Raw genomic sequence first — 12,922 nt, forward strand, 5'->3', positions numbered from 1 at the left:
TTGCAAGCCCCTCTATTCCTCAACTTTTATAACATGATTACCATCAAAGAAGTATAAACATTTCTCTTTCACAGGATGTTGTAAGCTTTTCTCAAGTGCCTTTGCATATAACGAAAGCTGGACTTTATATCGCTCTTCTAAAATTGGTTTCGCTTGATCAAATCCACCTGGGAACTTCCCTTCAATCGTATCCGTTTTAAAGTCGATTAAAGTAATACCATCTTCCTCTTCAATCATGCAGTCAATAACCCCTTGGACAAGAATGGATTCCCCGCTCTGCCCTTGCCAATCTTGATACGCTTCTTCTGCTGCAAGCATCATCGTAAATGGTACTTCACGCTCAACACTTTTCGCCGCTAATACCCTTTTACCTAGGTCACTATCAAAGAATGAAATTACTTTTTCAATCGCAATTTCTTCCGCCTGCTCGAATGTTAATAATTCTTTATTTACCATTCCAGCAATTTGCTCCCGAATCACTTCTTCTGTAATCGGCTTCTTCAAATCAACATGCTGCATAACGGCATGTACTGCTGTTCCGCGCTCTGCATATGTTAATCCCTTTTTCTCCATAAAACGAGGACGTGTCCTAATTGGTGCACGTAATTTTTTAATAAAGGCATTATCGCTACCTTCTTCAGATTGATAATTTCTCTTTATTTCTGTAACAGATTGCTTCGCACGATGAGATGTCGCTTCCTCATATCCGTACTTCCACATTAATCTATCGTACACCTCTTCTTTCCGTTCACTTTGCAGGGGAACGGCCTTTTTCTCACGAAGTGCTTCTAACAATTCTTGTTTCTCTTCTTGAACCGGTTCTGGCGCGAGTAACGTGTTACCGTCAACAACTTCTACTTTCCAGCTAGTGTCATACCCATAAATTTCATCTGGAACACTTCCTTGTCCTAATTCAAGAAGTATTTCACTATCACGGTGCCTATATAATGAAGGTGCAATCCAGTCTAAGTAGCAAGACGCTCCGGCACGTATATGATCTGGTAATAACCATTCACTATGCTCTCTCGCATCCAGCCATTTTTCCATTTCCTTAGTTGCATCCTTAACTGTTCCAATTAAAATTAACTTCTCTTTTGCACGTGTTAACGCTACGTATAAGACGCGCATTTCTTCCGCAATTAATTCCATTTTCATTTTACGCTTAATTGCAAGTTGTGATAATGTCGTATATTTAATTCGTTTACGAGGATCGATAAATTGCGAACCGAAACCGAAGTCTTTATGCAGTAAGAAACGCTTCATTAAGTCTTGTGTATTAAAGCGACGACCAAGTCCAGCGACAAATACGACTGGAAACTCAAGTCCTTTACTTTTATGAATTGTCATAATGCGAACGACATCTTCTTGTTCACCTAAAGCTCTCGCCGTACCCATATCATCACCGCGTTCTAAAATACGCTCAATAAAGCGTAAGAAGCGGAATAGTCCTCTAAACGATGTTGCTTCATATTGTCTTGCGCGGTCATATAGTACACGCAAGTTTGCTTGCCTTTGCTTTCCAGCTGGTAAACCACCGACAAAGTCATAATAACCTGTCTCACCGTACACTTTCCAAATTAAATCAGAAAGAGACTGTTGGCGCGCAAATTCACGCCATCCTTGCAGTAAGTTATAGAACCACTCTAATTTATCATGTAGTTCTTTTTCTTCTTCAAGCGGTGCCCCTTTTAAGAATGAGCTCATTACTTCATAAAACGATCCTTTCTTCCCATGAGCACGAAGCGTTGCAAGTTCTTCATCATTTAATCCAACGATTGGGGAACGAAGTACTGCTGCAAGCGGAATATCTTGCATCGGATTATCAATAACGCGGAATACGTTCATCATAATATTTACTTCTGTCGCTTCAAAGTAACCAGTCGCAAGATCAGCGTATACTGGAATTCCTTGCAATTTTAACTCTTCCATAATTTGCGGTGCCCACGGCATGGAGCGAAGTAAAATAACGAAGTCGCGGTATTGTACAGGGCGCATACTATCCGTTTTACGATCATACACTTCATAACCTGAATCAACCATCGCTTTAATGCGCTGCGCCATAAGACGAGCTTCAAGCTGTGCTTTTTCTACTTCCGCACCTTCTTCACCGTCTATTACTTCTTCTTCTGTTTGCTGAATGCACAATAGTTCAGCTGCTACATCTTCACCTTCTGGATAGCTAGCACCTAGCTTTAATTCAGCGTCAGCATCGTAATCGATTTCCCCAACTTCTTCGCCCATAATTTGTTTGAAGATAAAGTTTGTACCCGCTAACACTTCATGACGACTACGGAAGTTTTTCGCTAAGTCAATTTTCATTCCGCCGCCTAATCCTTCTTGCGTGAAGCGTTTATACTTTCCTAAGAATAATCCTGGTTCTGCTAGTCGGAAACGATATATCGACTGTTTCACGTCACCTACCATGAATAAGTTTCCTTCACTCTCAGAATCTTTCGTTACGAATTTAATAATTGATTCTTGTACGAAGTTCGTATCTTGATATTCATCGACTAATACTTCAGCAAATTTATTACGATATTGAAGCGCTACTGCTGATGGCTTCATTTCACCATTTTCACTTTGTTCACTTAAAATTTGTAAACAGAAATGCTCTAAATCTGTGAAATCGACCATTCCTTTATCTCGCTTCATCGCTTGGAAACGCTCTGTAAATACTTTTACAAGCTGTACGAGTTTTTCTAATACAGGATGCATATCTTGAAAATCTCGTAAGAAACTTTCAGGTTTGCGACTAAATAGCTCTTCTTGTAATTTCTTCACTTCATCTTTCGCTTTATTACGAAGAGAGTCTACTTGTTTTACAACATCCTCGTTATAATCGCTTTTCTTAATACGCTTTAATGTTTGCCACGATACGTTTTGCATCGCTTCATATACGCTTGTCCATGACTCACGAGCAGCTGATGATAACGTTCCAAGTAAAGCTAAATCCGCTTGCAGTGTTTCAACACGGGGCGCTGGACCGTCAGGAAGCATTGCGAGTTCCGTTGCTTTCCGAATATGCTGTTCCGCTGTTTCAAGCTGGAATTTCACATCTTCTAATAAGTAAGAGGCGTACACTAAATCTTCAATTGTCTTTCCTTCGACGTCATATGCTTCTACTAATTTATCGAGCCATTTTTCCGGATTTGGATGCGCTCTTGATTCTGTATGAAGCGCTAAAATCATACGTTGTAAATCATCGTCACTACGGTCACTCGTATAACGATCAACGAGTTCAAAGAATATCGTATTATCTTCTATCCCATACTCTTCTTCTAATATGTCATCTAGCACTTCTTCTTTTAATAGTTCATTTTCTGTTTGATTGGCAATGCGGAAACGAGGATCAACATCAAGCATGTAATAGTATCCTCTAATAACTTGTAAACAAAATGAATGGATCGTTGAAATGGAAGCTTTATTTAATAAGCTCAGCTGCTTTCTAATGTGCTGAGAGCCCGGCTCATCAATTAATACTTTTTCTAATGCTTCCCCAATTCTGTTTTTCATCTCTTGCGCCGCTGCATTCGTAAATGTTACAACGAGCAGGCGGTCGACATCGACTGGATTCTCTTCATTAATAATCTTTTTAATAATACGTTCAACTAATACTGCTGTTTTCCCTGATCCTGCTGCTGCCGCGACTAAAATATCACGTCCGTTCGCTACAACCGCTTTCCACTGGTCATCTGTCCACTGACTACCTTCTGGTTTTTTAGGCCAATTTTCTATCATTCTCCGCCAACCTCCTCTCTAATTTTCTCCATCGCTTCGCTATCTTTCATATCTTTTAGCGTACGGAATTGGTTATCTTCAAGTGATTCATCAAACTGACAAACAGATTTGAAGTTACAGAACGTACATGCCGCTTTATTCCCCTTTTTGTAAGGAGCAATATCAATAACGCCTTCTGTAATGTCTTTCCCGATATTTTCAAACGTATGGTGTACGTATTTTTGCAGGACGTTAAACTCTTGTTCACTAGCAATACTTGAACGCGCACTAAAACTACCGTCTTTTTTCAGACCAGCAGAAATAATATCAGAGCTTCCTGTTGAAAGTTTGTTATCCATTAAACGAACAACGTCAGCATCTCCTAGTACGAGACCTTTCATTTTGAATTTCTTTAAAATTTCCTTTTCAATTTCTGCTTCAGATGCGTCACCTTTTACCTCCACAATTGGGTTATGAATGTGGAAATACAATACACCAGCTGGTGATGCCGTGCCGCCTTTTTTCATCCACGTATGCGCATTTGAAGTAACAACATCTAAATACGTTAACATTTGAAGTGCTAATCCGTAATACACTTCCGTTAAGTCTAACGCTTTTGAGCTTGATTTATAGTCAATAATACGTAGGAATGTTCCCTTTTCATCTTCTGCCTTATCAACACGGTCAATACGGCCAACTACTTCCATCTTCACACCATTAGGTAAGGAGAATTCCATTGGCGGAAGTGATCCTGTACCGCCCATACCAAATGGCACTTCTAGATCAACTGGTACGAAACCGCTAGACTTCGCATGTTCACGAAGAATGATTGACGTACGGAAAATGATTTGTTGTAGTTTTTGTTTTAAATAGAAGTGACGGTTTGAACTTAATAAAATTTGTCTTTGTAATAACGGTGCAATCTCTTCTATTACTACAGCAGAAAGATGCTCACACTCTTTTATTGATAAATCCGCCCAAGTACGGTTTTCACGTAATAGCCTATCTGCAATTCTCTTCAGCGCTGCATGGAAGAGCTCTCCGATATCTGGCGCATCAAGTTTGAAAATATCACGCTCTCTTAACGATAAACCGTGCTGCGCAAAATGAGCGTACGCACAACGGTTAAATAATTCCATACGAGAAACGCTTCCTTTTATTTTATCTCCATATAAATCTCTACTTACCGCTGTACTTAGCTTTTGCGCACGATTTCGGTAGAATAAGCTTGATAATACGCGGCTACTTTTTTGCTTCCATTCATCTGAAGTAACGTAGAAATTATATACATCCCACCAAAAGTCTAAGTTGCCTTCAAATCCATATCGCTTCCACGTTTGAAGTTGCTGCATAACATATGACAACGTTACTTCTGGTGTTGCTACATATGAAATTTGTTCCGAACGTGATAAATCATTTACGTCGTTCGTAATAAATGTATCTTTCACATCAGGGAACATTCTTTTTATTTTCTTAATAAAGCTAGACGCAAGTAACGTCTTTCCTTCCTCATCTGCAAGCGGGCATGAAATGTATAATTTCTCAGTTGCTCTCGTTACCATTTGGTACATAACAAACTGTTCTTCTAATAAAGTTTGTCTCGTCGTTGGTGCGAGTTCAATACCTGCAGCGCTAAGAACATCTCTTTCTTCATCAGAAAGCATACCTTCATCCATCGGTGCTGCTGGAATCACACCTTCATTCACTCCAATGACGAATGTTGCTTTCACATTTGATAATCTAGAACGATCAATATTCGCAATTAACACTTGGTCTAATGACGGCGGAATGTTTGCGAATTGAAGCGCCTCAAGACCTGTCGACATAACGTCTGTGAACATAGAAAGTGACATTTTTTCTTCGCCAAGCATCTCAACGAACGTATCAAGAAGACTCATTACTTCTTCCCATACTTGTTCATGATCTGTCGCAAATAAGAAATCTCCGCTCTCTTCTGCACGAATACGTAATGCTTCTAATTTTTTCGGAACGTCAAGCTCTTCTAAAAATAAGTAAACAGCTTCGCACATTTGCATAACCGTTCCCGCACGCTTCAGTCTTTTTTGCATACGAATAACAGGCGTTCTTACAACGTCACGCAATCGATTTATTTTCTCTTCCATTTCACGTTCACTGTCTGTAATCATCCCGTCCGTATCGTCAAGAGAACGATAGCGGCGATACATCCACGGATCTTCAGAAGTCCATCTTTTCCCTTGTACACCGTACGCTAAACAGTAGTTTTCAAACTCATCCATCTCTTCGCGCATCGTTTCTTTTCTTACGTCTAATGGATATAAAAGCTCTGTTTTCACGCAGCGAAATACTGCATCATAACGCCAATTCCCGCTAATAATCTCGAGTGCAGAACGAATGCATTCTACTAACGGATGATGTGACATCGGGCGTTTTTCATCGATAAAGTGCGGGATATTATAATCTGTAAATAGAGTCCGCATTACATCGTAATAACTTTCTCCGTTACGAAGAAGAACTGCAATATCTCGGTAACGATAGTCTTCATCCGCCACAAGTCTACGAATTTCACGAGCAACGCCTTCTACTTCAGCTCGTAAATTCGCGGCTGTATGAATCGTTACACTTGCTTCCCCGTTAAATTTCTCATTCGGACGCGCTTCATAATGAGCTTCTAAATGCGCTAATGCTGGAGAATGAAAACGCGGTTGTTCCATAAGCGGAATCGTTTTTTCAATTTCTATTTTCTCTTCACGCGCTACTTGTTTTATTTTTTCATACGTTAACGTCGTTTCATAAAATAAATCTAGTTCATTTACTGGCTGCGCTAACGTTTTTTCATCTATCGTTAATGTAATTGTCACTCTCGCACCGCAAATCATAAGCTGTCTTACAATTTCTAGTTCTTGCGGTGAAAACGAATGGAAGCCATCTATATAAATTTCAGCTCCCTTTACATATTCAGACTGCGGAAGCTTTTCCACTAGCAATTGCAGATAGTCTTCTGAATCTAAGTACTTTCCGATTAAAGCACGTTCAAAATCATCATATAATAACTGTAAGTCATACACTTTATTCGCTAATAGCTTTTGTTCAGCACTGCTACTATGTGCATCTAATTGTTGCCACATTTCATATACGTTTGATGGCGTCACGTTATATCGTTTAAACTCCGCAATCATACTGCCAAGATGTTCAAAGAAACCATTTTGCTCCGCTGCTTTTTGGAATACCGATAATCCATCTTTACGAGACTCTACAATTTTACGAAGTAACATATGTACGCCCGCTTCATCAATGTGAAGACGACTCGCTCCGCCAACTTCTTGCAATACTTTCCACGCTAATCGTGAAAAACTAAAAACTTGTGCCCGAATAGAACCTCTAACATCCTCACTACCAATTAACGCCTGCTGCGTTTGGAATGTCATCTGTTCTGGCACAAGATATAATATTGTTTCCCCTCTTGGACGCTGCTTTAACTCTTCTTGCACTTCGTGTAAACAAAGTGTACTTTTTCCACTTCCCGCTCTACCAATCACAAATCGAAGTGACATGTAACCCCACCTTTCACTTACATAACGAACGTTAGTTTGCTACTATAATTGTATTATAGGACACGAAAAAAGACAAACGGAGTAGTTTGTCTTTTTCTATACTTCTACCTATTATATCAACCTTTTGAAAAATTCGTTTGCACCTCTTGAATTGGCCAATATCGTAAATCAACTTTACCGACAACTGTATCAGCTTTTACAAAACCAAAATGTCTACTATCCCAGCTCCCGAGGCGGTTATCACCCACTACAAAAATATATCCAGGTGGCACCGTTTTTTCCTTCGTTAACTCTTCTAGCGTAAAGTCACCTGTTAGTTGTCGTCCATTTATCTCTTTCTTATATTTCTCTAGATAAGGTTCATCCACGAATTGTCCGTTTATATATAGTTTATCATGCTTATATTCAATATGATCCCCAGGTAAACCGATAATTCGTTTTACGTAGTCCTCTTTTTTGTTCGCATGAAATACAACAACATCAAACCTATTCAAGTCCCCCACTTGGTAACTCACCTTATTTACAACGAGCATATTGCCATCTTGCAATGTCGGCATCATTGATTTCCCCTCTACAACGTACGTTGAAAAGAAAAACGTTCGAAAAAATACAGCTAATAATACACCAATTAAAATTGTTCGTATCCACTCTATGCCTTCTTTTTTCAAAGTTTTCTTCATCCGCTTCTCCCCTTATCTATTAATAATGAAGCTTTCCTTTACAAAGAAGACTATTCTTAATGTAGTTCTAACTTTACTTCGATTTTCTTACCGACATACCATAAAATAAAAATACCAATTGCTACAATGACTGATTTCACCGGATTATGAATAAATGACATTAAATCATGACCGATATACGTTAAAATAAAAATCATCACAAGCTTTCCGAACGCGAGCGCAAGACCAAACTGTTTTACACTAATGCGAGATAGACCAGCAACAACATTTATAAGCGCAGATGGTGTAAACGGAAAACAAAATATGACGAAAATCGGTGCGAACCCTTTCCTTTCAATCCACCCCATTGCCTTTCGTACTTTCTCATGCTTATTTACAAAAGAAAAGAAACGACTTCGGCCAAAATGGCGGATTATGAAAAAGACAAGTAAGGCACCCATTACTGATCCAAGCCAAGAATAAAGAAAACCGAGCCAAAATCCAAATGCAACAGCATTCGCCAGTACAAATACGATGAGTGGCAATGCTGGAATTAACGCCTCTATCATCGGTAACCCAATACCAAGAAGTGGTCCAAACGCTTTATAGCTTTCAACAATATGATCCATATTTTCTGGTGAAAAATGCTCTTTGATTGTCTGAAAATCCATTCTACACTTTACCCCTTTACTCTAAGTACTACCTCTACTGTATCATTGCCTATATGAAAGAGGAAATGGTAGATACGACATATGGAGATGTAATTATTAAGTTTCCATATCTTTCATGAGAATTCCTTCATTATTATGCTATGATAATCTATCAATATTCGACAGGACGTGAAGTTATTTTAAATAACACGCGCCGATTATAGCTTAATGGTTACATTTTATGAGAAAGAAGAAAATGCAAAAAGTAATAATTAGTCTTTTTCATATAGGTAGCGACGGATGATTATTTTACCCTCAAACAATCCTCTAATGGCTAGTTCTTACAAGCAATTTTTTTAGCAAGCGTACACTGTCAATCACGATAAGTATTAACATATGTAAGAAAGATAGTATTAATAATGTACTCCAAATAGGTACCATTCGAAATTTGTATAAAAATTTATCAATCATATATATATCTTCTTCATTCGTTATAGTTGCAGGAGTGAAGATAAGATAATCTTTCCAGTTATCTATCCACGTTAAATTAACTGCGGAAAATTCCATCGTTCCTAACCACAAATAAAGAAAAATTGGTATAAGAATCATATATTGCAGGCTATGTAATATCTTTCTTTTCTTCTTACATTCAATAATTTGAAAGACAATAAGTGTCAGTACATACACGATTGACAGAAAACATACTATAGTGACAAACGGTTGAATTGAAAAAGCAAATAGCAATTTATCAATTTCACTAATTTGACTATAATCTGTCGTATTTTGAGGTGTGAAAACAAAATATCGTTTATCAGCGCCTATCATCAACTGACTACCAGTGAAACTAGTAAACACAAATGTAAGAAAAAATATAGGCAAAGCAAGAATATATTGCGCCCAAAATAACAGGTTCCTTTTCAACATACCATCTCCTTTTTATACAGGATGAAAAAATATACTGTATGTTCACACTATAGTGAATATGTATAATTTTCCCATTATATTGTAATTATATATTATCTTGAACCCTTCGAGAACAAAAGTTTGTACATTCTCTCATTTTGTTTATAAATCTTACAGCGTAAACTGTATATATAATGAAATCAAAAAGGATGAGTCACCTCATCCTTTTCCTCTCATACATCCTCTTCTCTAACAACATACACTCTCTCATAAGCTGGTCTTAATGTTGATTCATCCCTTTGATCAACCTCTTTAAAGCAAGGATTCCCTTGTTTTTTCCTACGATCTTCATACTCCGTTCGCAATTTCGCAGTACGATTTTGTTGATTTTCAAAACTAGTTTTCGATATCTCTAACTTCACAGCAAAGCCATTTATAAATCGGATAATAAGGTTTCCATCTTTTAATTCTTTATTGCTTTCAATATAAAAATGAGATAACCACGCGCACTCTTTTCTAGAATACGAATAGGTAGGGAAAAAATAAAGTTGATCGGTCGGACTAATTGCAATTGGTGCTTTATGTGTAATGTGAGTTAACTCTTTCGTTCCTTCTTTTCTGCCTAAGAAACTAGAACCATGCTTGCGACAACTTCTTTCTATAATATCTAGAGGTTTTTGAAATACGAAAAAAGAGTCTTGCACTTCAACAACTCGCGTAACAATTTTCTTTTCACTGAGAATTACAGGAAGTAAGGCCATTGTATTTTTATTTACAACATAGTTTTCGACGTAGCGTTCTACTTTACTTTCCATATTCCACTATCTCCTTTTTTCTATTTATATTAGCAGCTGCATGTATAATTTTAGCATCTATGAAAAGGAAATGGCTTACAGATTCCGCTTTTTTACAATACTTTATTATTTGTCAAATACCTTTTAAATTATAAAATAAAAATATATTATTTTTATAATAATAAACCTATACAAAATCTATTTATACTACCTATAAATATTTACAACTACTTCCTCATTTCGCATCATTAAGACAATTAACTTTGCTATAATTAAAATAAAAATCCAATATATGGAGGTCCACTATGAAAGAAAAAGAAATGCAACCAACGATTCACATGAAAAATAGCAGCATTGTGATCGTGAACAACTCAGCTAGCATTATATTCGCTTTATTTTTCATTCTATTATTTTTTGCAAAGCCTTTTCGTAAATCGAAATGCTCTGAATGTAAGAAAAGCGCGAAGAAAAAAGTTGAAAAAGAAGAGTAAAAGGCCTTCTATTTTGGAAAGCCTTTTACTCTTCTTCATATTCATATTTTCTTCCGAGTGTCCCTGTATCCCCTTTATTTTCTAATATTATTACATATAAAAAATTATCCACTACGTTAAAAAGTACTTGTACGTGTTACCCATTTTTATTAAGAACTTCACCTTTATAAATCACTAGCAACTTTTTAACTCGTTAAATCTGCAATATAAGTTTTGTATATAATTCCGCTTCAAAACACAAAATATGTAGGTGATTATTTATGATTACATTCTTTTTTTATCTAATTCCAAAAAGGAGCTGTATAATATGGAGAAAAAAAGTCTATTAAGCCAACAGATTAATAGCGTCCCATCAGATGCTCTGAATACCCCTCCCTAGTAAGGAGCAAGAACAAATGTTAGAAACATCATCTCAAGACGAACAAAATTCTAACAACAATACTAACAAAAAAGATGTTACTCAAGGTCTATCTGGAAAAGATTTCCCCATTTCAACAGAGAATACAAATTTATAGTTATTTACTATCATACGCAGCAAATGCTCTTGCTGAACTAATTCTTCTACAGAAACTAATACGCATTCCAGATAATTTTTCACCCGTTGTAACATAGAAAAAGAGATTTAGATATAAAAAACAGGCTCTGGGGAAACTTTCTCCACAACCTAAAAAAAGGATGGCATTAGCCATCCTTTTTTCCATCATCAACTATAAAATTATAGTTTGATTACGTTTTTAGCTTGAGGTCCACGGTTACCTTCTTCGATTTCGAAGCTAACTTTTTGACCTTCTTCTAGAGATTTGAAACCTTCAGTTTCGATTGCAGAGAAGTGTACGAATACGTCGTTTTCGCCTGGAACTTCGATGAAACCGAAGCCTTTTTCGTTGTTAAACCATTTTACTTGTCCTGTTACTGCCATAATTATTTCCTCCTAAGAAAATACATTTTTTTAAATTTTTAGTTTTCCTATCTAAAAAAAGAATCCACACATTATCAAATACGAAACATAAACTAGTTCTCACATACTTTTTCTCGTTCGTTTTCAGCACTTGATAATATATGGATTGCTTAATTTAACTATTCAACTGATATTATCATAGCACATTAAAATAAAATGTACAATCTTTTTTGAAAATAACTGACAAATTAAATCACGTATGCAATTATCAATATCTTATTTGAATAAAAATAAACAAATCTTTCGAATGCCACTTTATTCCTTTTTCTAAGTGTTAAAATGTAATCTGACAGTACTTACTGGAGGGGATGAAATGTCAAACTACACAAACGAAGAAAAGCTTACAGGGGGAAACGTCTCAAACGTATATCGTTCTAAAAATACTGTTCGGCGAGAATTGAAGCCAGACAGTGTAAAAATTCATAAGTTATTACAGCATTTAGAAAACAAAGGTTTTCATTACGCACCAAAATTTTTAGGTATAGATGAGAAAAATAGAGAGATTTTATCTTTTATTGAAGGAGAGGCTGGGAATTATCCTTTAAAAGAATATATGCGATCTAATGATGTGTTAAAAGAAATAGCAAAGATGCTTCGCCTTTATCATGATGCTGTAAGTGACTTTCCGTTATTAGATGATTGGAAACCTATGGACCATACCCCAAATAATATTGAGGTTTTATGCCACAATGATTTTGCTATATATAACATTATATTTAATAACGAGAAGCCAGTAGGAATTATTGATTTCGATGTTGCTGCCCCTGGACCAAGAAGTTGGGATATCGCTTATACACTGTATACTTGCGTGCCTTTAAGTAGAGTGTATTATACGGAATCAGACGAGACAATTCATTATGAATCGGCACAACATGCTGGCCGTATGAAAGAAAGAATAAAATTATTCGTCCAGTCCTACGGTAAAAGTATGGATGAAGATTACTTAGGTATGGTACTACTACGTCTAGAAGCATTATGTACATATATGAAAAGAAAAGCAAACGAAGGCGACATAAATTTCCAAAGAATGATTGATGAAGGACATTTAGAGCATTATGAAAAAGATATGAAGTTTATTCGTGATCATAGAGCTGAGTGGATTTGATCATATTGTCTTTTTTTGTCGGTAAGTCGATATCCTTTGTCGAATCGTCGATATATTGGAAAAATCGTTGATATATTTTAAGTTATGATAGATATATCGAGAAAATCGTCGA

9 protein-coding genes and 1 pseudogene are annotated in these 12,922 nt (G+C 36.6%); 3 read left to right on the top strand and 7 right to left on the bottom strand.

Features of this window, described 5'->3' with window-relative positions:
• Nucleotides 1-12: 12 nt before the first annotated feature.
• From addA to PDQ40_RS17355, 6 genes are all read right to left on the bottom strand, one after another.
• Nucleotides 13-3,738, bottom strand: coding sequence for a helicase-exonuclease AddAB subunit AddA (gene addA / locus PDQ40_RS17330; protein ID WP_000572278.1), 3,726 nt, complete (start codon nt 3,736-3,738; stop codon nt 13-15).
• On the bottom strand, nt 3,735-7,250 hold the full coding sequence (gene addB, locus PDQ40_RS17335) for a helicase-exonuclease AddAB subunit AddB (protein ID WP_000058548.1): 3,516 nt from the start codon (nt 7,248-7,250) through the stop codon (nt 3,735-3,737). The genes addA and addB overlap by 4 nt, the downstream gene beginning before the upstream one ends.
• Before the next feature lie 116 nt (nt 7,251-7,366).
• On the bottom strand, nt 7,367-7,930 hold the full coding sequence (gene lepB / locus PDQ40_RS17340; protein ID WP_000751900.1) for a signal peptidase I: 564 nt from the start codon (nt 7,928-7,930) through the stop codon (nt 7,367-7,369).
• Between the two features lie 56 nt (nt 7,931-7,986).
• A complete protein-coding gene (locus PDQ40_RS17345) occupies nt 7,987-8,580 on the bottom strand; it encodes a TVP38/TMEM64 family protein (RefSeq protein ID WP_000347510.1) in 594 nt (197 codons plus the stop codon).
• A gap of 306 nt (nt 8,581-8,886) precedes the next feature.
• On the bottom strand, nt 8,887-9,483 hold the full coding sequence (locus tag PDQ40_RS17350) for a DUF4306 domain-containing protein (RefSeq protein ID WP_001996923.1): 597 nt from the start codon (nt 9,481-9,483) through the stop codon (nt 8,887-8,889).
• Nucleotides 9,484-9,695: 212 nt separating this feature from the next.
• Complete coding sequence (locus PDQ40_RS17355; RefSeq protein ID WP_000444431.1) at nt 9,696-10,277, bottom strand: competence protein ComK; 582 nt, start codon at nt 10,275-10,277, stop codon at nt 9,696-9,698.
• Nucleotides 10,278-10,561: 284 nt separating this feature from the next.
• On the opposite strand from PDQ40_RS17355, the gene PDQ40_RS17360 reads away from it, so the two are divergent.
• On the top strand, nt 10,562-10,747 hold the full coding sequence (locus PDQ40_RS17360) for a hypothetical protein (protein ID WP_000659565.1): 186 nt from the start codon (nt 10,562-10,564) through the stop codon (nt 10,745-10,747).
• Between the two features lie 307 nt (nt 10,748-11,054).
• A pseudogene (locus tag PDQ40_RS17365) lies at nt 11,055-11,262 on the top strand (hypothetical protein).
• A 200-nt stretch (nt 11,263-11,462) separates the two neighbouring features.
• On the opposite strand, the gene cspA reads toward PDQ40_RS17365, so the two are convergent.
• Nucleotides 11,463-11,666: an RNA chaperone/antiterminator CspA gene (gene cspA / locus PDQ40_RS17370; RefSeq protein WP_000301522.1), complete on the bottom strand. Its 204-nt coding sequence runs from the start codon at nt 11,664-11,666 to the stop codon at nt 11,463-11,465.
• Nucleotides 11,667-12,018: 352 nt separating this feature from the next.
• Here cspA and PDQ40_RS17375 point away from each other — a divergent pair, with 352 nt between their 5' ends.
• A complete protein-coding gene (locus PDQ40_RS17375; protein ID WP_000074039.1) occupies nt 12,019-12,810 on the top strand; it encodes a phosphotransferase in 792 nt (263 codons plus the stop codon).
• Nucleotides 12,811-12,922 lie beyond the last annotated feature (112 nt).

Source organism: Bacillus cereus group sp. Bc061 (genome assembly GCF_027715825.1).
Classification (GTDB): Bacteria; Bacillota; Bacilli; order Bacillales; family Bacillaceae_G; genus Bacillus_A; species Bacillus_A paranthracis.